This window comes from Mesorhizobium sp. B4-1-4 (assembly GCF_006439395.2).
Lineage (GTDB): Bacteria > Pseudomonadota > Alphaproteobacteria > Rhizobiales > Rhizobiaceae > Mesorhizobium.
The window spans coordinates 6,171,861-6,192,620 of sequence record NZ_CP083950.1 but is presented as its reverse complement, the minus strand read 5'-3'; the positions used below and the strand labels follow the sequence as shown (position 1 = coordinate 6,192,620).

The 20,760-nt window shown below is 60.7% G+C and carries 17 protein-coding genes; 11 read left to right on the top strand and 6 right to left on the bottom strand.

The genetic code is table 11. From position 1 onward, the window contains the following. Positions 1–259: 259 nt before the first annotated feature. The 5 genes from FJW03_RS29620 to FJW03_RS29600 form a co-directional block, all read right to left on the bottom strand. Positions 260–1,582, bottom strand: a complete 1,323-nt coding sequence (locus FJW03_RS29620; RefSeq protein WP_181173364.1) for an aspartate aminotransferase family protein — start codon at positions 1,580–1,582, stop codon at positions 260–262. A 137-nt stretch (positions 1,583–1,719) separates the two neighbouring features. Then, complete coding sequence (locus tag FJW03_RS29615) at positions 1,720–2,601, bottom strand: branched-chain amino acid ABC transporter permease (protein WP_140767088.1); 882 nt, start codon at positions 2,599–2,601, stop codon at positions 1,720–1,722. A gap of 2 nt (positions 2,602–2,603) precedes the next feature. Continuing rightward, the gene (locus FJW03_RS29610) at positions 2,604–3,311 is read right to left on the bottom strand and encodes an ABC transporter ATP-binding protein (protein WP_140767087.1); all 708 of its coding nucleotides are present in this window, start codon (positions 3,309–3,311) and stop codon (positions 2,604–2,606) included. A 32-nt stretch (positions 3,312–3,343) separates the two neighbouring features. Next, positions 3,344–4,513, bottom strand: a complete 1,170-nt coding sequence (locus tag FJW03_RS29605; protein ID WP_140767086.1) for an ABC transporter substrate-binding protein — start codon at positions 4,511–4,513, stop codon at positions 3,344–3,346. After that, a complete protein-coding gene (locus tag FJW03_RS29600; protein ID WP_226890514.1) occupies positions 4,501–6,312 on the bottom strand; it encodes an ATP-binding cassette domain-containing protein in 1,812 nt (603 codons plus the stop codon). Before FJW03_RS29600 ends, FJW03_RS29605 begins: the two co-directional genes overlap by 13 nt. A gap of 1,887 nt (positions 6,313–8,199) precedes the next feature. Here FJW03_RS29600 and FJW03_RS29595 point away from each other — a divergent pair. The 10 genes from FJW03_RS29595 (at position 8,200) to FJW03_RS29550 (ending at position 18,155) form a co-directional block, all read left to right on the top strand. After that, a complete protein-coding gene (locus FJW03_RS29595) occupies positions 8,200–9,168 on the top strand; it encodes an NUDIX hydrolase (RefSeq protein ID WP_140767093.1) in 969 nt (322 codons plus the stop codon). Positions 9,169–9,232: 64 nt separating this feature from the next. Continuing rightward, the gene (gene nadA / locus FJW03_RS29590) at positions 9,233–10,207 is read left to right on the top strand and encodes a quinolinate synthase NadA (RefSeq protein WP_140767092.1); all 975 of its coding nucleotides are present in this window, start codon (positions 9,233–9,235) and stop codon (positions 10,205–10,207) included. Continuing rightward, the gene (locus FJW03_RS29585) at positions 10,204–11,745 is read left to right on the top strand and encodes an L-aspartate oxidase (RefSeq protein WP_140767085.1); all 1,542 of its coding nucleotides are present in this window, start codon (positions 10,204–10,206) and stop codon (positions 11,743–11,745) included. Before nadA ends, FJW03_RS29585 begins: the two co-directional genes overlap by 4 nt. A 1-nt stretch (position 11,746) precedes the next feature. Next, positions 11,747–12,628, top strand: coding sequence for a carboxylating nicotinate-nucleotide diphosphorylase (gene nadC, locus FJW03_RS29580; protein WP_140767084.1), 882 nt, complete (start codon positions 11,747–11,749; stop codon positions 12,626–12,628). Positions 12,629–12,766: 138 nt separating this feature from the next. Next, complete coding sequence (locus FJW03_RS29575) at positions 12,767–12,973, top strand: hypothetical protein (protein ID WP_140767083.1); 207 nt, start codon at positions 12,767–12,769, stop codon at positions 12,971–12,973. 167 nt (positions 12,974–13,140) lie between these two features. Beyond that, the gene (gene bioB, locus FJW03_RS29570; RefSeq protein WP_140767091.1) at positions 13,141–14,139 is read left to right on the top strand and encodes a biotin synthase BioB; all 999 of its coding nucleotides are present in this window, start codon (positions 13,141–13,143) and stop codon (positions 14,137–14,139) included. Continuing rightward, the gene (locus FJW03_RS29565) at positions 14,136–15,296 is read left to right on the top strand and encodes an 8-amino-7-oxononanoate synthase (protein WP_140767082.1); all 1,161 of its coding nucleotides are present in this window, start codon (positions 14,136–14,138) and stop codon (positions 15,294–15,296) included. The genes bioB and FJW03_RS29565 overlap by 4 nt, the downstream gene beginning before the upstream one ends. Next, complete coding sequence (gene bioD, locus FJW03_RS29560; RefSeq protein ID WP_140767081.1) at positions 15,275–15,913, top strand: dethiobiotin synthase; 639 nt, start codon at positions 15,275–15,277, stop codon at positions 15,911–15,913. The genes FJW03_RS29565 and bioD overlap by 22 nt, the downstream gene beginning before the upstream one ends. Beyond that, positions 15,910–17,175, top strand: a complete 1,266-nt coding sequence (locus FJW03_RS29555) for an adenosylmethionine--8-amino-7-oxononanoate transaminase (RefSeq protein ID WP_140767080.1) — start codon at positions 15,910–15,912, stop codon at positions 17,173–17,175. The genes bioD and FJW03_RS29555 overlap by 4 nt, the downstream gene beginning before the upstream one ends. Further along, on the top strand, positions 17,172–18,155 hold the full coding sequence (locus FJW03_RS29550) for a beta-ketoacyl-ACP synthase III (RefSeq protein ID WP_140767079.1): 984 nt from the start codon (positions 17,172–17,174) through the stop codon (positions 18,153–18,155). Before FJW03_RS29555 ends, FJW03_RS29550 begins: the two co-directional genes overlap by 4 nt. Before the next feature lie 84 nt (positions 18,156–18,239). Here the strand turns inward: FJW03_RS29550 and FJW03_RS29545 are convergent, their stop codons facing one another. Beyond that, complete coding sequence (locus FJW03_RS29545) at positions 18,240–18,512, bottom strand: DUF982 domain-containing protein (RefSeq protein WP_140767078.1); 273 nt, start codon at positions 18,510–18,512, stop codon at positions 18,240–18,242. Between the two features lie 555 nt (positions 18,513–19,067). On the opposite strand from FJW03_RS29545, the gene FJW03_RS29540 reads away from it, so the two are divergent. After that, the gene (locus tag FJW03_RS29540; RefSeq protein WP_226890513.1) at positions 19,068–20,699 is read left to right on the top strand and encodes an MFS transporter; all 1,632 of its coding nucleotides are present in this window, start codon (positions 19,068–19,070) and stop codon (positions 20,697–20,699) included. Positions 20,700–20,760 lie beyond the last annotated feature (61 nt).

The window sequence follows — 20,760 nt, the reverse complement described above, 5'->3', positions numbered from 1 at the left end:
GAACTTGCGGGGACCCCAACCTTGCACGAGAGTGTCCGGCCTGTCGCCGGCCTGTCCCATCGACCACGGCGCGGTACATGTAATGGATACCGAGGCCATTGATGCGCACCGAACGGTCTTGCCCGTGGTGCGCCAGTCGATGTCATTGAGCGCCTGGCGCCGAGGCTTGCAGGACGTTCGCCTCCAAGAACCCTCGTCATAAAAGATACGGACGATTGCGCCCGTATTTTGGAAAGGTACCTGGGCGCGTTCGAGGCGACTACCACATCATAAAGGGCAGAACGTCGGCATCGGAAACCTTCCCGGCAAACACGTCCTCTATTGACTGACCTATGATCGCGACACCCTCATCGACTTCGCTTTCTGTGAGAATAAGCGGAGGGACGAGCTCCAAAACGTTAGCTCGGAGCCCGACATAGTATAAAGCAGCACCGAGTTGATAGGCTCGATAGATAATCTTGGCGGTAGTCGTGACCGGGACCGCTTCACGGGTGCCTCTGTCCTTGACCAGGTCTATCCCGATAGAAAGACCGCGGCCGCGGACGTCACCGATGATCGCATGCTTGGCGGCGAGATCGCTCACTCTATCCAAAAGTCGTTTTCCCATTCGCTGAGAACGCTCAACGAGGTTGTCCTCTTCAATCACCTTCAGTACAGCCCCGCCGGCGGCGGTTGAGATCGGATTGCCCGCAGTGGTCTGGAGAACAAAAGCTGGCGCGTGATCCATGATTGATGCCGGCCCTACTACTGCGGACAAAGGCAGGCCACCGCCAAAACCCTTTCCGAATACGACAAGGTCAGGTTCCAGGCATTCATGCTGGAAACAATGCATGAGGCCGGTGCGTGCAAGGCCCACTTTGACCTCGTCAACCACGATCAGTATCCCGTGTTGCCGACAACGTTGCTGCAACTGAGCAAGAAAACCCGTAGGGGGGACGATCAATCCACCATCTGACAACAAGGGTTCAATAAATACTGCCGCGACCTGCTCGGGCGGACAGGTGGTCCGGAATTGGTAGTCCAAAAGCTCCAGAACGGAGTTCGCCGAGAACTCAGGTCGGAAAGGATCCGGATACGGCAACAGCAGTGTACCCGCTCGCGGGAGCGTGTGGGTCATCGCCGTGTGACCGCTGATCCCCATCGATCCGGTCAGATTGCCGTGATAGGAACCGATGAACGAAATTATGCGCTGACGTTCTGTTGCGGCGGTGACAACCCTCAATGCACAGTCATTTGCATCGGAACCGGAGTGGCCAAACCAAACACGACGCTGGCCGCTGCCCGGAATCGTACCAAGAAGACGTTCAGCCAGGGCCACCGCGGGCTCGTTTGGATAGAGCAGCAGGCTGGCCCCAGCAGCATCTCTGACAGACTTTTCTACCGCCTCGACTATCGCGGGATGACCATATCCCAGCGACGCCGCGCCGCCAGACGCCGAAAGGTCGAGAATTTGCCGTCCGCCTTCCTCTGTCAGGCGACTACCACGGCCGCCGATTAAGCTGAGTGGAGAGAACCTCAATCGCCCGATATCGGCGATAACCGAAGCGTCCCGATCCTTGAGTGATCCAGCGATTATTGTCATGGTCGGCCCTCTCAACTGCTACTCACAGACTGGGTTTATGAGAAGAAATGGGGCCGTGCCTTGCGGCGGTTACAACAAGGCACGGCCGTTGCGTCCGCGGGGGAGGATGCTGTGGAGCAGCGGACGCTGGAATGTTGTTAGCTTCTTTGGCCGCTGGCGGCGGGAATAAGCCCTTCCGGGCGGATCAGAAGAACAATGATAACGCCAGACAGCACGATCGCATCTCGATACGGAGCAAGGTCCGGGGGAAGCGCAGCCTGCAACAGTACTTCGATCGCGCCGAGCAAAAATCCGCCGGCGACCGCTCCTCTCAGACTACCCAATCCTCCGATGACTGTTGCAATGAACGCTTTCAGGACGGGCGTAAATCCCATGAGAGGATCAACCGACGCGCGCTGGGCAATCCAGAGCATCGACGCAAGGCCCGCCAAGAGTCCTGACAGCAAGAACGCCGTGGCTATGATCCTGCTTGCTGGAATCCCCATGAGCCGCACGACGTCAAAGTCTTTGGCCGCCGCGCGCATTGCCGTGCCCGTAACGGTCCGCGCCAGAAAAACCTCTAGGGAAACGAGCGCGAGCGCAGAAATAGTGATAGAGATAGTAGGGCCAACACCGATGGTCATGGTCCCTACGTTGAATGCCCCGCTCATCCAATCTGGCATTGCGACGGGTTGCGCGCGTGCCGAGACAGCGTCTTGCAGTATCACCTTCAAAAGGCTGGACACTGCAAAGCTGGTGAGCAGCAGACTTGTCACGCTGGCTCCTCTCATCGGGCGGAACGCCAAGCGTTCCATAACAAAAGCTGCAACAGCGCCGCACAAAATCGCACAGGCAACCGCAACTGGAAATGGAAGTCCCGCCACTATTGCGGCCAGAAGCGCGTAACCAGAGACAGTCATCAGTTCGCCGTGAGCGAAATTAATCAGGCCGACGATCGAAAAGACGATCGCCAGCCCTAAGGCGAGGAGTGCATAGATTCCGCCAAGACTAATTGCATTTATGATTTGCTGTAAGATCATCTTTAGTTCACTCCCAGATAAGCTTGGCGCACCAGGTCAGAATCGGCGAGTTCGGCCGCTGCACCCGCCAATACGACCTCGCCATTTGCCAGCACGGTTGCCTTGTCGGCAATCTCCAGGGCCAAGGCAACATTCTGCTCGATGAGCAGAACGGTCAGGCCTGCCGCTCTCAAGTTCAAGACCAGGTCAAAAACCGTGTCTATCATTTGAGGTGCCAAGCCCAATGAAGGCTCGTCCAGCATCAAGATTTCGGGTTTCGCCATCATGGCGCGGGCGATGGCCAACATCTGTTGCTCGCCCCCTGAAAGGTTGCCACCCCGAACGCGATAGTATTTTCGCAAGATCGGAAAAAGCTGCAGCATTTCCTCTTCACGCGCTCTGGCTTCCGAAGCCGACAAGTGCATCGCGCCGCCTAACCGAAGGTTGTCGGCTACCGTGAGACTCGAGAAGACCCTCCTGCCTTCCGGTACCAGTCCTATTCCCTTCATTGCGATCTGCTCTGGAGCGAGACCCTGAAGGACCTCGCCGTTGAAAGTCACGCTTCCCGACGTCGGTCGGACAAGGCCGGAGATTGCTGCGAGGGTGGAGCTTTTGCCGGCTCCGTTCGCCCCCACCAGGGCAATTATCTCGCCTTGGTCAACGGAGAGGTCAATCCGTTTAACAGCGGTAACCTCTCCATACTTGATTTGTAAGGCTTCTACATTCAGCATTCTGACAAGCCCGTTTTGCGGCGCGCAAACAGCTACGGCGCCGGTACTTCTTGCGGTGCAGGCGTGACTGTCGAGATGTAGTTCGCCTTTCCACCCTGATATTGCATGAGGACCACCGCCCTCACCGGCATTCCGGTTGTGCCGGCGTAGGTGATCTTCCCGGTGATGCCGTCGAAGTTCTTGAGACTGGCAATTGCGGCCCGAATTGCCTCTGGATCATCCGAAGCGGCATTTTTGACGGCCTGGTCGATGATCATGCCGATTTCGTAGCCGTTCACCTCGTAGGTCGTTTCCGGGTCGTGACCGACAGCCTTTTTGAATGCCGCGTTGAAGGCTTCAAGTTTGCTCCCAGGCAAAGGGAACCCGGCAGAGGTGAACACAAGACCGTCCACGAGAGACCCCAGCCCCCTGATGGTTGGCGTGTTCATTGCGTCGGCGCCGTAGATAGGAATTTCAACACCCGCCGCTCGAAGCTGCCGGATAAAGGCAGGGAAATCCGGTTCCATGGCCGATGTTACAATGATGTCCGGCTTTTCCTGCAGGTTCTTGATCTTTGTAACTTCGGCGGAAAAGTCGGGCTGGCCCATGGTGAACGAACCACGGCCCATGACCTTGCCGCCCTTGCCCTCGAAGACCTTGCCGAAATACTCCGGCAAGTTGGCTGTGTAGGTAGAGTCCGGCGAGACAAGGAGATAGGCGCTGCGTTTGCCCTGCGAGATCGCGAAATCTGCGATGGCAGTGGCCTGCAGATTATCGGCAGGGAAACTGCCAAACATCGCGTCGCCAACCGCTTGCGTCAGGATCGGCGCGGTGCCGCACAGTGTGATCGTCGGAATATGGCGCGGTTGCGTGAGTTGACCGATCGCGATGGAAGGATCCGCATCGCAGGGCGAAATCATGACCTTGGCGCCTTCGTCGACCAACTCCTGGCCAACCGTCGCGGTCTGTGCTGTATCCGAACGGGTATCCTTGATCGACAGGCGAACTTTATACTTCCCACCAAGTCCACCTTTGGCATTGATGTCGTCGATGGCAAGCTTGAACCCGGCCAAAGCGGGTTGATCGTACGGAGCCAGTTGACCGGTCTGCGCTGTCGCGACACCAATCAAGAAATCATCACTTCGCGCGGTTCCGGTTCCAAGAACGACAGCGGACGCAGTAAGGATAATATTCGCAGACGCTGATAGGTTCAATTTTGGCATGTCTGAATTCCCCTTGTTTGTTGTGAGGTAAGTTTGTTTTCAGCTGCTATATTCCTGGCGGTCCGGCTGCCGAGATAGGCAGCGATCACGGCGGGGTCCCGCTGGACCTCAATCGGCTGTCCGTCGGCGATCACCTTGCCTCGGTCGATCACAACGACGCGGTGACATAGGCTCATCACCAGACGCATGTCGTGTTCAATGAGGATAATTCCGATCCCCCGATCGGCCTGGGCCTGAACCAGTATTTCTGTCAGGGCCGCGGTCTCGACGGCGTTCATTCCCGCGGCCGGCTCGTCGAGCAACAAAAATCGCGGCTTGAGAACGAGGGCTCGGGCTATCTCAAGTCTTCGGCGCATGCCGTAAGCGAGCCCCTCAGCCAACCGATCTGCAAGATCAGACAACCCCAAGCGATCTAGTTCGCGCCACGCAGCCGCCTCGGCCAATGAAAGGCTCGGCTCAACCTGACGCGCAGCGACCACTACGTTTTCCAAAACCGTCATACGTCCGAATACGCGTATGTTCTGGAACGTCCTTGCCACCCCTGCCCGAGCAAACTCGAACGCTGAGTGCGCTCCAACGGGCACACCGACGGAGATCTCTCCGGCACTTGGTGTGACGTCGCCCGAAATCATGTTGATGAACGTCGTCTTGCCTGCGCCGTTTGGTCCAATGATGCCGGTGATCGAATCTGGCCGGAAGGTAAGGGATATGTCATCCACCGCGACAATTCCTGCATAGCGGCGGGACACGCCCTTGGCCTCGAGACAGCCTTCTTGCGAATGTCGCGGCGGACTAGACAATTCAACTGGCGCCTGCGCTTTGGCACCTCGAAGTCTGTTCAGGAGATTCAGTTCGCCTTTACCCAGCAATCCCTCTGGGCGCCTCCAAATAATACCGATCATGGCAACGGCCAACGTCGCCTGGGTCAGGCCGAACAGAGGGGGAATGGTGGTGCCGAGCACGGTGCCGCCACCTTCCGCCCGGCGAACAACTTCGATCAAAACCGTTGTGACAACCACGCCCCCAAGAGCGCCAATCGAAGAGTTCATCCCCCCGAGGATGAGCATGGCCAGCATCGTGAAGCCAAGTTCGAAATAGAAATCCTTTGGAGAGAAAGCTCCAAGAAACTGAGCCAGCATCGCCCCTGCGGCGAACGCTACGACAACACCGACGACCCACGACACAAGACGCGCCGCGCCACGATCGACGCCCACTGCGCTTGCACCTCGCTCGTCGTCCGCTGCGGCCCTCGCACCCAGGCCAAAGGACGTTTCACGAAACAACCTGGCAATTAGGATTGAAGCCGCCCCGACGGTCCCAGCGGTCCAGAGCCCCACATCCTGTGGTACGCCATAAAACGGTTGGCTGCCGCGCGTGATGCCACGACTGGCCGCAAGCAGCGTGTATATGATTATCAGCAGTGCTAGCGTCGCTATGGAGGCGCTTGAGCCCGATAGTCTCAACAGCGGCATCCCTGTCAGTATCCCAACGAGAACGCCCACCATTAGCGCTACGGCAAACGCCTCGAAGAAGGGCAGCTGGTAGCCGGCCAGAAAGTATGGGAGCTCCTTCAGACTGGTTGCCTGAAGCGCTGCTGGCATCGTCAATATTCCGACGATGTAAGCAGCCAAGCCCAGGAATCCCGCGTGTCCGAACGACACGATCCCCGTATTTCCAGAAAAAATCTGCAGACCCAGAACGGCTGTCAGAAGTATTGCGGAATGGACCACCACACGCTGCATCGACAATCCGCCGAAGAGAACGGCGGCCACGCAGACGATGGCGAGAATCGCAATCATGACCAATGCATCTACGACAGCTATGCGCAGAGATAGCGGAAGACCGGTGCGTTTTCGAATTGTAGCGTCAGACATCATGGCAACAACAGAAGTCAGTTGGCGGGATCATTGCGGTAAGTACACAGACAGCTGCACCCGAATATGCAAGCGCCCTGCGGAACGTACTCAGCTTGGCAACCTTGCTCGTGCCGATCCTGCGACCGGGCGAGACGCAATAGGCAAGGACTGACACCGACCCGTGGCGTGCCCGATGCCGATTTCGCAAAGCGAATTGGAGCGATCCGCTAGTTGATCGCACAGGATGAGAAAAACGCCGTCGCCGCGCGTTTTGCTCACTCTCTTTTTGGACCCGAAACTTTCCATGCCTGCTCCACATTTCGCCATTGTAGCGCATTACATTTTCAATCCGTTCAAATGGATCATGAAACGTCATTTCGTGCAACAGGAATTTTAAATTCCAGATAAAAGCCCAGAAATGCGGGGGTTCATGTCCTGTCTGGCCAAGGGTCTTCTGTGCTCTGTGATACATTTCATGTTCTTTATAGCCTAACGTGTAATGACGCTTGGACCGATCAACGACAATTTTTGCAGAATCGGTTGGGCTACGCCCGCTCGTCCAAGTTGCACGATCACAGGGCCCGAGTTGGTGGGGTGAAGGGTTGCGGACAGCGTGATCAAGTTGTTTCCGTGGCATGAGCTTTACGAATAAGGCGTTGGACTAGAAGGTGTAGGCTGCGCTTGATCGTAGCCATTCTCTACGGCGGAATACGGCCGGGCTGACACTTCCGTGCCTTGCGAAATGGCGAGCGACTGCATCGTGCGAAACGCCGCGACCGGTGATATCATTGCTAATGGTGATGCCGAGTGGGGAATGAACCGTAAATGGTGCGAAACGCCGCTGGATCGATGTTTCGAGACGGCGTGCCGGGGCAGTCGCCCCGGGAGTTCAAAAATGGTGATGCTGGGCGATTGCCGCCCCGCTGCACAGAAAGATCATATTTGATGCCCTTGCTGGCATTTCGCCAGCTACGCGAACGAATTGCAGGTTGGGCGAAGCCAACAGCAAGACGCTCGGATTGACCTGCCAGGATTAGGCTGCCCCCCCGCCATGTTCCTGGCGAGCCTGACCGATCGAAGGACAGCGTGCTTCGGATTCAATTCAAATCGCCCAGCTCTGATCGGACAGACACTGTTTGGGCGACCAAGGGACTGCCATACTGCGGAGTCGATGGCGGCGGTCATGGCATAACTTTTTCTCCGGCCAAGGCGACGCCTGCCCGAGTTGCACTTTGAAGATGACCGTCGCTGGTTCGCTCGGCAGATCTGAACCGCCGGACCACCATCTGCCGTCCAAGCTCGGCTGGCCCAGGATCGATTGAAGCGCGACCGAACTCTATCGGGCTCAGGCCGCTGTTGTTGGGCACATACATGCGGCCCAAGCACTATCGTGCCTTGGAGCACGGACAGACCGGCGGCCAGATCAACCGTCTCAAGACCCTCAAGCGCGCAATGTATGGCAGGGCAGGCCCCGAACTACTCAGGGCACGAATGCTGCCATCATGCCATATAAATTGAGGAAGACCCTTTGCTGTGAGAGACATCAGCCCATGACCGACCCATTGACGTCCAGGCCGTCATGCAGTGCGGCTTCCGCCTTCGCGTGAACGAATGTGAGGCGGTGTGATCAGCCTTGTGTCACCGACCGCACTCAATAAAGGCTCCTTCCCCTGCGTTACCACGTGCGGGCGTCGCGTTTGGCACAACCGGTGTAGCTGGGAAGAGTAAAAACGCCACGACGCGTGGTGTTCGACGCCCCGGCAGGCGTGATAAAGGTTATTAAATCGATTGAGCCGCTTCGTGCCGGAGCGGGTCAACATGTTTGGGAACATGAACGATCAGTCAAAAGACACCAGGAGAGGCCGAGCCGGACGCAAGATCGACGATCTCAAGGCCGACCTGATCGCGGTCGTGGTCGCCGTCAATGAGGGTGAACCTTGCGTTCTCACGATCGGCCAAGCGAAGGCGCTGCCGTCAGGTCCTTTCGAGTTCGACCACCGCTCTCTGCAATCAGGTCTTCGGGAATGGGTCGAACAGCAGACCGATCAGCCGCTAGGTTACATCGAGCAGCTCTATACCTTCGCCGACCGTGACAGGATCGTTGCCGAGCACCAGCAGCGCGTGATTTCAATCAGCTATCTCGCACTCACTCGGGAAGAATATGCCAGCGCCTCGGCCAAGCGGTGCTGGGGAAGCTGGTACGACTACTTTCCGTGGGAAGACCATCGCTCCGGTACGCCGCCGGTGTTGCTGGAAGTTCTGCGCACGCGCCTAATGGAATGGGCGGAAGGCGCGCCAGACGCCGAGACCTGTCGGGAGCGGCGGCGGCGGGCAGCAGTGGCTTTCGGCTTCGATGATCGGCCATGGAACGAGGAACTCGTACTCCACCGCTATGAGCTGCTCTATGAGGCAGCGCTGGTTCAAGAGGCGGCTCGCGCCGGGGATTCGGGCGTCCTCATCCCTGTGCCCGGCACGTCGATGGTCGCCGATCATCGCCGCATCTTGGCAACCGGTATTGCGCGATTGCGCTCCAAAATCAAATACCGTCCCGTGGTGTTCGAGCTGATGCCGCCAGTTTTCACGCTTCTACAGCTGCAGCGAACTGTGGAGGCGTTGGCCGGCAGGCTCGTTAACAAGCCGAACTTCCGTCGACTGATCGAGCAGCAAGAGCTGGTCGAAGAGACTGGCGAAACTACTGCAGAAACCGGCGGCCGGCCCGCGAAACTATATCGCTTCCGCCATGCCGTCCTTGACGAAACGGTCATGGCTGGAACAAAATTGCCTCTGGCACGGTCTTGACATCCTTATAGTCAGGATAGACATATACCCCTTATAGCCATATGGACTATAAGTGGAGGCGCCGATGACCGCGGCATTACCTACGGCTGCGGCCCTGTATGAGCGTGTCCAAGGCGTCATTCCGCCGATTGAATGGCCGGCATTCGCCGACGACATCGACGCCATTCTGACGCTAAAGCGCGAGCGCAACGCCGTGATCCTCGCGCACAACTATCAGACGCCCGAAATCTTCCATTGCGTGGCCGACATCGTCGGCGACAGCCTGGCGCTCGCCCGCAAGGCAATAACCGTCGATGCGGACGTGATCGTGCTCGCCGGCGTGCATTTCATGGCGGAGACGGCCAAGCTCCTCAATCCCGACAAGACCGTGCTCATTCCGGACCCCAAGGCCGGTTGTTCACTGGCCGACTCGATCACGCCCCAGGACGTGCGCCTGATGCGGCAGCGCTATCCTTCCGTTCCAATCGTCACCTACGTCAATACCTCCGCCGCCGTGAAGGCCGAGTCCGACATCTGCTGCACCTCGGGGAATGCGCTCGCAGTGGTGAAGTCGCTCGGGGTGCCGCGCGTGATCATGCTGCCCGACGAATACTTGGCGAGAAACATCGCGGCGCAGACCAAGGTCGAGATCATCGCCTGGAAGGGGCACTGCGAAGTGCATGAGCGCTTCAGCCCCGCCGACATACACGAGCTGCGCGAGGCGCATCCCGGGATCACCGTGCTTGCCCATCCCGAATGCCCGCCGGAGGTTGTCGCGGAAGCGGATTTCGCGGGCTCGACCGCCGCGATGTCGGACTATGTCCGGCAGCACAAGCCGGCGCGTGTGGTGCTGATGACGGAGTGCTCGATGAGCGACAACGTCGCGGTCGAACATCCGGAAATCGAGTTCGTGCGCCCGTGCAACCTCTGCCCGCACATGAAGCGCATTACGCTCGCCAACATCCGTAGCGCGCTCGAGGAGAACCGTCACGTCGTCACAATCGATCTACGTGTCGCTGAGCGGGCTCGTTGGGCAGTCGAGCGCATGCTCTTTGTATGACGCCAGACATCCAGGACATTGACGGGGCTCCGGTCATCATCGGCGCGGGCGTTGCCGGCCTGATGACGGCGCTTCATCTGGCGCCGCAACCAGTCGTCGTTCTCTCCAGTACCCCGCTTGGAACGGATGCCTCGAGCACGCTCGCTCAGGGTGGGCTCGCAGCGAGCCTCGGCGAAGACGATAGCCCCGAACTGCACCTCACCGACACGCTTGCCGCCGGCGACGGGCTTTGCGACGAAGCGATGGTTAAGCGGGTGGTCGAAGCCGTACCCTACGCAATCGACCATCTCATTCGTCTGGGTGCTCCTTTTGACCGCGCGTCGGATGGAAAACTGCGGCTCGGCCTGGAGGCGGCGCATTCGCGCCGCCGGATCGTGCACGCAGCCGGCGACGCCACCGGCCGCGAGTTGTTCCGCACGCTCGTCGCCGCGGTGCGGCGGACACGTTCGATCACGATCCTGGAAGGCGTGACAGCCCTTCGCCTCGTGGTAGCGGAGGGCGGCATTGTGGGTGTGTTGGCGGTCCGATATACCGGCGCCTTCGCATTGCCGACGCGCCGCGTGGTGCTTGCGAGCGGCGGCATCGGCGGCCTCTTTAGTGATACGACGAACCCGCTTGGCTCCTTCGGGCACGGGCTGGCGCTGGCCGCCTGCGCCGGCGCTGAGCTTGCCGATCTCGAATTCGTGCAGTTCCATCCAACCGCACTCGACAGCCCCCGCCGTCCAATGCCGCTCGTGAGCGAAGCCGTGCGCGGCGAAGGCGCAGTGCTCATCGACGAACACGGCCAGCGCTTCCTTGGCGATACGCCCGGTGCCGAGCTAGCATCGCGTGACGTGGTCGCGCGGGCGATCTCCTATCAGCTCACCGCGGGCCACCGTGTATTTCTCGACGCCCGGCAATGCCTCGGACCGAAATTCGCAAAACGCTTTCCGGCGATCGAGGCGGCTTGCCGGCAATCCGGAATCGACCCGGCCGTCGAACCCATACCGGTACGCCCGGCCGCGCACTATCACATGGGTGGCGTGGCCGTGGATGCCGAGGGCCGCAGTTCCGTTAGCGGCCTGTGGGCATGCGGCGAGGTTGCATGCACCGGCCTGCACGGCGCCAACCGGCTGGCCAGCAACTCGCTGGCTGAGGCGGTCGCAACAGCGGCCTGGGTGGCGGCAAGCATCGCTGGCACTTGCGCCGGCTGGCAGTGGCCCCGTCTTCCCGCAATCATTCCACTGCAACCGGACCCTTCATCTATTCGCAATGTAGTCTCCAATACGCTTGGCATTGTCCGCAACGGCAAGGGACTGCGGCAAGCCGTGGCGGCTCTGCTGCCGATCGCCATTGGCGAGACGACGGCGGCAGACCCTGGACTGGTGGCGCTGTTAATCGCGATTGCGGCGCTTAGACGTGAGGAGAGCCGCGGCTCGCACCACCGATCCGATTTCCCCGGGCGCGATCCTGCCCCCCTCCGCTCGCGACTGACGTTATGCTCGGCATTCGAGAGCGCCGTCGCACTTAGCTGGCAAACGTCCCAACGGAGCTGTTAAAATGCCTTCACTTGCACCGCTTCCCCAGGTCGTTATCGAGCCGATCGTGCGCAGCGCCCTTCTGGAAGATTTCGGTCGAGCCGGCGACATCACGAGCGATGCAATCATCCCCGCCGAGCGCAAGGCGACGCTTGCGCTGAACGCGCGGCAGACTGGCGTCATTGCCGGGCTTGATCTGGCGATGTTTGCCTTCCTGCTCGTCGATCCTGCCACCGACATGCAGTTGCGCTGTCGGGACGGCGGGAAGGTTTCGGCCGGGGAAACCATCGCGATCGTCAGCGGACCGGCGCGAAGCCTGCTGACGGCCGAGCGGACTGCGCTCAATTTCCTTTGCAAACTGAGCGGCATTGCCACCGCGACAGCTGCGCTCGTCGATGCGGTGCACGGTCATAGCGCGAAGATCGTGTGCACGCGAAAGACGACGCCCGGCCTGCGGGCCCTAGAAAAATACGCCGTGCGCGCCGGAGGCGGCGCCAACCACCGTTTTGCACTAGACGACGCCGTGCTCATCAAGGACAACCACATCGCCATTGCGGGTGACATCCGCACCGCAATCGAACGGGCGCGCAGCGCCATAGGCCACATGGTCAAGATCGAGGTCGAGGTCGACACGCTGGAACAGCTTGAGTTGGCGCTGCAAGTGGGCGTCGACGCCGTGCTCCTCGACAATATGTCAGTCGAGGAGCTTTCACAGGCTGTCGCGATGGTCGGCGGCCGCGCGATCACGGAAGCGTCAGGTCGGATAACCCGAGCGAGTGCTGCGGCAATCGCGGCGACCGGTGTCGACCTTATCTCAGTTGGCTGGCTGACCCACAGCGCGCCGATCCTCGACATCGGCCTGGATGTGCCGGTGGATGCCAACTGCAGCAGGCGTCTGAACTGATGGAACGGACATGAACCGGCCTTGCCGAGAATGCGCGAGTCGTATGCTCGCCGGCGCCATTCCTGCCACTCATAGAGGCGCCTGGAAGCAAGGCTGCGCCGTCAGGCGATACGGTTCAGATTGGCGAGGGGCGGAGAGATGACGGATGAATTAACAAAGGCCCGCTGCGAAGCACTCGGCTTTATCGTCTGCCGGCTCGACGAACTGCGCGAGATGGCTGCTTCTCACGGGCTGGAATCTCTCGGTTATCTGCTGGCCGTCGCCTTCACCGACTCCTGCGACGCGATCAGAAGGGAGTGTTACTGCGTTCAAGGCGAAACAATGGATGCCAGCGGTCTGCGCTGACGAGCTGAGCCATTGCCGGCGGCAGCTGGGGCTTTTTGCTTTGAAAACGGTAATCGCCTTCCATATGAGTACTTCTCGCTGGGCCATTGGGATAGGCTTGTCAATCAGCCGCCCCCGCAACGCTCCCTGCTCAAGAATAGATGATGGTTTTGGAGGTTAAGGTGGATATGAACCCCGAACTCAGCCCGGACCGGACCTCCGATCCAATCGGCTGGGCGCTTCCGCCCTGGACGCGAGAGGAAGCCCAGACAGTTTACGACCTGCCCTTCAACGATCTGCTCTTCCAGGCCCAGACCACCCACCGGGAGAATTTCGATCCCAACCGGGTGCAGCTGTCTCGGCTGCTTTCGATCAAGACCGGCGGCTGCCCCGAGGATTGCGGCTATTGCAGCCAGTCCTCGCATCACCAGTCGGGCCTCAAGGCCTCGAAGCTGATGGAGGTTCAGCGCGTCATCGCTGAGGCTACGAAGGCGCGCGACGCTGGCGCCACTCGCTATTGCATGGGGGCCGCCTGGCGCAGTCCCAAGGAGCGGGACATGGACGCGGTGATCGCCATGGTCGAGGGCGTGAAAGCGCTCGGCATGGAGACCTGCATGACGCTCGGCATGCTCGAGCTCGGCCAGGCGCAGCGGCTGAAGCAGGCCGGCCTCGACTATTACAACCACAACATCGACACGTCCGAGCGCTACTACAGCGAGGTCATCTCGACGCGAACCTTTGCCGACCGGCTGGACACGCTGGCGAATGTCCGCGACAGCGGTATCAAGGTGTGCTGCGGCGGCATCGTCGGCATGGGCGAGGAGAAGGCCGACCGCATCGACATGCTGGTGACGCTCGCCAACCTGCCGGAGCCGCCCGACAGCGTGCCGATCAACATGCTGATTCCGATCGAGGGCACGCCGCTCGCCGAAGCTGACCCCATCGAACCGATCGAATTCGTGCGCACCATCGCCCTTGCCCGCATCATGATGCCGAAGTCGCATGTGCGGCTCTCGGCCGGCCGCACGGCGATGAGCGACGAGATGCAGGCGCTTTGCTTCTTCGCCGGTGCCAACTCGGTCTTCGTCGGCGACACGTTGCTGACCGCCGAAAACCCCGGAGAGGACAAGGACAGCGCCCTGTTCCGCCGCCTGGGCATCAAGCCTTTTGCGCGCGAAGCCCAGTGAACGGCCGAGCCTTGCTCGAGCGCTACGAGACCAGCCTGCGCGGGTTGGCCCGCAAGAACCGGTTGCGCACCTTGAGCGGCCGCGCCGGCCTCGACTTCGCCTCCAACGACTATCTCGGTCTCGCGCGCTCGAAGCGGATGGCGGAGGCGGTCGCAGCGGCGCTCGCCGCAGGCACGCCCGTCGGGGCGACCGGCTCGCGCCTCTTGCGCGGCAACGCGCCTGAGCACGAGGCACTCGAAGCCAAAGCGGCCGGCTTCTTCGGCGCCGAGCGCGCGCTGTTCTTCGGCGGCGGCTATGTCGCCAATTTCGCGGTGCTCACGACCTTGCCTCAGAAAGGCGATCTGATCGTGCTGGACGAACTCATCCATGCCAGCGCGCATGAGGGAGCGCGAGCCGGCCGCGCCGAAGTGATGGAAGCGGCGCACAACGACACGGACACCGTGGACGATGCGATCCGGACCTGGCGCGCGAGAGGTGGCGCTGGCCACGCCTGGATCGTGGTTGAGAGCCTCTACAGCATGGACGGCGACCGGGCTCCGCTCTGTGAACTGATCGAGGTCGCGGACCGCTACGGTGCGTTCCTGTTCGTCGACGAGGCCCACGCCACCGGCGTTTACGGCCCGGATGGGCGCGGTTTGGCGCACGACCTCGAAGGCCGCGACAATGTCGTGGTGCTGCACACCTGTGGTAAGGCGCTGGGCGCATCCGGCGCGCTGGTCACCGCGCCTAAAGTGCTATGCGATTATCTGGTCAATCGCTGCCGGCCTTTTATTTACGCCACCGCGCCCTCGCCGCTGATGGCGGTCGCGGCGGCAACAGCCCTCGACATCGTCGCCCAGGAGCCGGAGCGCCGGGAGCGATTGACCAAGCTGGTCTCGCTTGCAGGCAGACGAGCCAAGGAGCTGGGCCTGGCCGCGAGCGGCTCGCAGATCCTGCCGATCGTCGTCGGCGACAATGCCCGCGCCATGGCGTTGGCGCAGGCCTTGCAGGCGCGTGGATTCGACGTGCGCGGCATCCGCCCGCCCACCGTGCCCGAGGGGACGGCAAGGCTGCGTATCTCGCTGACACTAAATGTTGGCGAGGCCGACGTTTCGGCTCTATTCGATGCTCTGGCCGAGGAATGGGGGCGCTCCCAATGTCCACACGCTTCGTCGTGACCGGCACCGATACCGGAATCGGCAAGACTGTGTTTGCGGCCGGTCTCGCGGGGCTGCTCGACGGCTTCTATTGGAAACCGGTGCAATCGGGCCTCGACGAGGAGACCGACAGCGAGATTGTTGCCCGCCTCTCGGCCCTGCCGGCAGGGCGCGTCCTGCCGGAAGTCTATCGTCTGAGCAAGCCACTGTCGCCGCATCGGTCGGCCGAAATCGACGGCGTCGCGATCGAGGCGGCAAAACTTTCGCTGCCAGAGCTGCCGGGCCCGCTCATCATTGAGGGTGCCGGCGGGCTGATGGTGCCGCTCAATCGGAAAACGAAGTTCATCGATATTTTTCGGGAATGGCAACTGCCGGTCATTCTCTGCGCGCGCACGGCGCTCGGCACGATCAACCACACCCTGCTCTCGATCGAGGCTTTGCGTGCCCGCTCAATACCTCTGCTCGGCATCGCCTTTATCGGCGAGGAGATGGCCGATACGCAAAGGACCATCGCCGAAATGGGCAAGGTGCGCATTCTCGGTCGCCTGCCGCTCCTCGACCCGCTGACGCCCGAGGCGCTTGCAGCGGCCATGCGCGCCCTGTTCAGCGCCGCCGACTTCATGGAGATCCCACATTGAGCCGCTCCGCCGTCTGGCATCCCTTTACCCAGCATGCCACCGAGCCGGTGCCGACGACGATTGTGCGCACCGAGGGCGCCTATGTCGATACGCGCGAAGGTAAGCGCGTACTCGACGCGATCTCCTCTTGGTGGGTCATCACGCACGGTCACCGCCAGCCGAAGATCATGGAGGCGATCCGGAACGCGACCGAGACGCTCGACCAGGTGATCTTTGCCGGCCTCAGCCACGAGCCGGCCGAGCGATTGGCAGTAGCGCTGGTCGAACTGGCGCCGACGGGTCTCGACTGGGTGTTCTATTCCGACAGCGGCTCGACCAGCGTCGAGGTGGCACTGAAGATGGCGCTGGGCTTTCATCGCAACAATGGGGCGCCGCGGTCACGCATCGTCGTCATGGAGCACAGCTATCACGGCGACACCATCGGCACGATGAGTGTGGGCGCGCGTGGCGTCTTCAACGCCGCATACGAGCCCCTGCTGTTTCAGGTCGACAAAATCCCCTTCCCTGCCGCGGGCCGGCAGCAGGAAACGCTCGATTCCTTCGAACGGCTCGCGCGTGGCCGCGAGGTTGCCGCATTGATCGTCGAGCCGCTAGTGCTCGGCGCAGGCGGCATGCTCATGTATCCGGCTTCAGTTCTCGCCGAACTCAAGCGCATTGCCGAACGCTCCGGAACGCTTTTCATCGCCGACGAAGTCATGACCGGCTGGGGCCGCACCGGCACAATGTTCGCCTGCGAGCAGGCAGCGATCACGCCAGACATATTGTGCACGTCCAAGGGGCTGACTGGCGGCTCGTTGCCGCTCGCGGCGACACTTGCCACCGATGCGATCTTCCGCGCCCACTATTCCAGCGATCGGACCAAGACCTTCTTCCATTCCAGCTCCTACACCGCGAACCCGATCGCCTGCGCGGCGGCGCTGGCGAATGTCGGTATCTGGAACGATGAGCCTGCGGCCGAGCGCGTAACTGCGTTGTCGCGGATGCAGGCGGAGAAGATTGCTCGGTTCAAGGGGGACGCGCGTTTCGAGAATGTTCGCACGACCGGCACCATCGCCGCGCTCGACCTCAGCGTCGGCAACGCCGGCTACCTCGCAGAGGTCGGCCCCAAACTGCGCACCTTCTTCCTCCAGCGCGGATTGCTGGTCCGCCCCCTCGGCAACGTCATTTACCTGCTGCCGCCCTATTGCGTGACATCGCTCGAACTCGACCGCCTCTATGCGGCAATAGACGAGGCGGCCGCGCTTGCGGGCACCGGCAGATGAACCGCACGGCGCGCATCATTGGCCTTGGCCATCACGTGCCGGCTCGCAAGGTCGGCAATGCCGAGATCGAGGAAAGTCTTGGGCTGGAAGCAGGCTGGATCGAAGGACGAACCGGCATCCGTTCACGTTTCTGGGCGGAGCCAGGCGACACGCTTTCCGGGCTGGCGGCCAAAGCAGGCGAGATGGCCCTTGAGGCCGCCGGCATCGATCGCAAGGTGGTCGGCCTGCTTTTGCTGGCGACTTCGACGCCGGATCATCTCCTTCCGCCGAGCGCGCCGCTGGTTGCGCACAGGCTCGGCCTCGAAAATGCCGGCGGGATTGACCTCGCGGGAGCCTGCGCGGGTTTCATCTATGCCTTGACCTTCGCCGACGGCTTCGTGCGCTTGCACAACAAGCCGGCCATCGTCATCGCCGCAAACATATTGAGCCGCCGCATTAACCCGGCCGAGCGCGCGAGCGCCGTGCTGTTCGCCGATGCTGCGGGCGCGGTGGTGCTTGCTCCTTCCGGCGATCCTTGCCACGGCATACTCGGCACCGCACTTGCCTCTGACGGGTCCGCCTATGGCCTGATCCAAATCCCCGCCGGCGGCAGCAACCGTCCCTTCAAGCAAGACATGGACATCGTCGACACCCGCATGACGATCGCGGATGGGCGCGAAGTCTTCGCCAAGGCGGTCGAGATGATGAGCCGCTGCTCGACTGAGGCGCTGGCAGCGGCCGGCCTGTCGGCGCCGGACGTCACCCGTTTCGTGCCCCACCAGGCAAACGCCCGCATCCTCAACGCGGTCGGCAAGTCGCTTGGCATCGAGGCTGAGCGCATCGTCAAAACCATTGCCGAGTATGGGAACTCGTCGGCGGCAACGATTTCCCTGTCGCTGTCTGTTGCCCACAGCGCCAATCCCTTTCGACCGGGCGAGAATTTGCTGCTTGCAGCGGCCGGTGCCGGCTTGACCGGCGGGGCATTGGTGGTTGGTTTCTGACCAGCAGGCCGTCTACAGGTCCGCAGGTGAAAGTAAAAAGATGATCGGTCGCCCGGTTTTCTCGAATGTGGTACCTGCGCGAATTTAATCACCACGAAGCATCTTTGCTTCGAGCGCGGCAGTTACGAAAGCACGTCGAGCCGAGGGTGGATGAGCCTCACCCCGCAGCACCCGCAGACAGGCGTTCATCGCGTTCTTTCGCTTCTCGGTCTGGTGCTGAATATCGCGGAGCAAGATATCTGCTGCGTCATTGACATCGAACACAATATGCTCTGCGCCATGGCGGCCCACCTGGACGACAACTGGCCTTTCAAACCTGCTCAGGGCGCCCCTCCCTCGCTTCTTCGGCACTGCCATACTGCAATAGACCTCAGGGCCGGGTTCACTTGCGCAGCCGTCCAGTATTCGTGGCCGCATTCTCTTCTTCGCAGAGTGTTGGTCTGGCCCAAACTCACGCAGAGTCAAGGCCCCCGGCTGCCTGGACCAGCGAATAGCCCCGAGTGGCAAGATTGCACATCGATCGTGATCAGGGTCAGGATCAAGCGAGGATGAGGCATTCGGCTGGCGAATTATGTCGCTGCGGCGTCTTCAAGAATGGAACCAGGCTGAAAGGGAGTGGGTGGTGGCTGCAAGTAGGCGCCGTTCGGCGCCGCGAAGGCTCTTGTCGGTGGCGTCCAGATCAGCAGTACCGTCGCCGCCCGCTGATTTTGGAATCCGGCCTTGTCCAATAAACGCGATCAGGTGGTTTACACATCACATCGAAGCCACCATCTGCCTCGTTGCTCGACAATTCATCGGCCCATTCGGCCCATACGATCAGCACTGGTCAAATACGAACTTCCCGAATGGCGGCCGTGCGGCTCCGCCCATGGGTCGGTAGCTCCTGAACAAAGCACTCAATAGATGACAAGCATGGCGATGGAACACAGCGGCCTATTGGCGCCTTTAGAGAACCGCACCTTTCGAACGATCTGGCTCGCCAGCCAGGTCTCGAGCCTCGGCTGGTTGATGCAAACCGTCGCGCTCAGCTGGCTAATGACCACGATCTCAACCTCCGACGTGATGGTCGCACTGGTTCAAGCATCATCCACGTTGCCGACTTTCTTCCTCGCTATCTTTGTTGGAGCCATCGCCGACAACTACAGCCGACGCACCGTCATGATCATCGGCCGCGGCCTGATGATGACGGCATCCGCGATGCTGACGGTGCTTATGATCCTTGGCGTCGTTGATCCATGGATCATCCTAGCCTTCAGTTTCCTGGACGGATGCGGCATCGCACTGGCCGATCCAGCCTGGCAAGCTTCCGTCGGTGATATTGTGGAGCGGCGCAAGCTACCGGCGGCCATCACCTTGATTTCCGTGGGTTTCAATACGGTCCGAAGTGTCGGCCCGGCGCTTGGAGGCATTGTGGTGGCCGCCTTCGGACCGCTCTTTACCTTCGCCCTGACGACCATTGGTTTCACTGCTCCACTCACCGCACTGTGGCGCAACAAATGGAAGGTGCATTCATCATCACTTCCCCGCGAAAGAATGACGACTGCCATCCATGACGGTCTGCGCTTCACCGCCATGTCCTCGGAAATCAAGACGATAATCATGCGCGGGATGTTGTTCGGACTTGCAGGCATAGCCACATTGGCTCTCCTGCCCTTGGTTGTGCGCGACCATCTGCATAGCGGTCCAGTCTCCTATGGAATCCTGATGGGCGGTTTTGGCGTCGGTGCGTTCCTGGGTGGGCTATCAAATACCATTCTTCGACGCCGGCTAACGCAGGAACGCTTGATCACGCTGGCGTGCGTCGCATGCGCGGCTTGCACCTTGTCCCTTGCCCTGACCGCTTCAGTCTTGATCGCAACAATCTCGCTTGCGGTAGGCGGCGCCGGCTGGGTAACCGCGTGGTCGGGACTGGGCGTGACCGTTCAACTTGCGAGCCCAAGATGGATCACAGGACGCACGATTTCGATCTATAACGCCTTCGCCTATGGCGGGATTGCGGGTGGCAGTTGGCTGTGGGGCGCTGTAACTGAGAATTACTCGCTGACCACCGCATTGGCCTGCTCCGCTATCGCTACATTCCTGGTTGCCTGCATTGGGCTTAAATTTCCGATCAGCAACCGATCAGAATCGGAACTCGAGCCCTTAGGGGAAGTCATTCATCCCGCGATAGCGCTTGATCTGAGGCCCAGAAGCGGTCCCATTCTGGTCACGATCGAATATTCCATACCGGATCAAAATCTCGATCCTTTTCTGGATCTGATGCGCGAACGGCGGCACGTCCAAAGCCGTGTGGGTGCGCGCAATTGGACGCTGACGCGCGATGTGCAGCACCCAGCGCGTTGGCTGGAAACGTATCGAACACCAACATGGACGGATTACCTTCGCCTGCAACACCGCCTTACCACAGCGGACAAGAGCCTGGACGGAGAGTTTTTGAAGCTGAATGCGCAGACAGGGCGGCCCCAGACATCCATCTTGATTGAGCGTCCGACAGGCGCGTTTAGAAAATCACCGCCGACGGTTCCGTATGTGTCACGAAAATAGACCAAGAACGCTGGGGACCATAGCCGAGGCGGGGTGGCCTCGAAGTAGGCGCGCGAGTAAT

Coding starts and splice junctions, on each gene's coding strand:
- FJW03_RS29620 (WP_181173364.1), bottom strand. CDS start 1,582: ATGACAATAATCGCTGGATCACTCAAGGATCGGGACGCTTCGGTTATC.
- FJW03_RS29615 (WP_140767088.1), bottom strand. CDS start 2,601: ATGATCTTACAGCAAATCATAAATGCAATTAGTCTTGGCGGAATCTAT.
- FJW03_RS29610 (WP_140767087.1), bottom strand. CDS start 3,311: ATGCTGAATGTAGAAGCCTTACAAATCAAGTATGGAGAGGTTACCGCT.
- FJW03_RS29605 (WP_140767086.1), bottom strand. CDS start 4,513: ATGCCAAAATTGAACCTATCAGCGTCTGCGAATATTATCCTTACTGCG.
- FJW03_RS29600 (WP_226890514.1), bottom strand. CDS start 6,312: ATGATTGCGATTCTCGCCATCGTCTGCGTGGCCGCCGTTCTCTTCGGC.
- FJW03_RS29595 (WP_140767093.1), top strand. CDS start 8,200: ATGAACGATCAGTCAAAAGACACCAGGAGAGGCCGAGCCGGACGCAAG.
- nadA (WP_140767092.1), top strand. CDS start 9,233: ATGACCGCGGCATTACCTACGGCTGCGGCCCTGTATGAGCGTGTCCAA.
- FJW03_RS29585 (WP_140767085.1), top strand. CDS start 10,204: ATGACGCCAGACATCCAGGACATTGACGGGGCTCCGGTCATCATCGGC.
- nadC (WP_140767084.1), top strand. CDS start 11,747: ATGCCTTCACTTGCACCGCTTCCCCAGGTCGTTATCGAGCCGATCGTG.
- FJW03_RS29575 (WP_140767083.1), top strand. CDS start 12,767: ATGACGGATGAATTAACAAAGGCCCGCTGCGAAGCACTCGGCTTTATC.
- bioB (WP_140767091.1), top strand. CDS start 13,141: ATGAACCCCGAACTCAGCCCGGACCGGACCTCCGATCCAATCGGCTGG.
- bioD (WP_140767081.1), top strand. CDS start 15,275: ATGTCCACACGCTTCGTCGTGACCGGCACCGATACCGGAATCGGCAAG.
- FJW03_RS29550 (WP_140767079.1), top strand. CDS start 17,172: ATGAACCGCACGGCGCGCATCATTGGCCTTGGCCATCACGTGCCGGCT.
- FJW03_RS29545 (WP_140767078.1), bottom strand. CDS start 18,512: ATGGCAGTGCCGAAGAAGCGAGGGAGGGGCGCCCTGAGCAGGTTTGAA.
- FJW03_RS29540 (WP_226890513.1), top strand. CDS start 19,068: ATGGCGATGGAACACAGCGGCCTATTGGCGCCTTTAGAGAACCGCACC.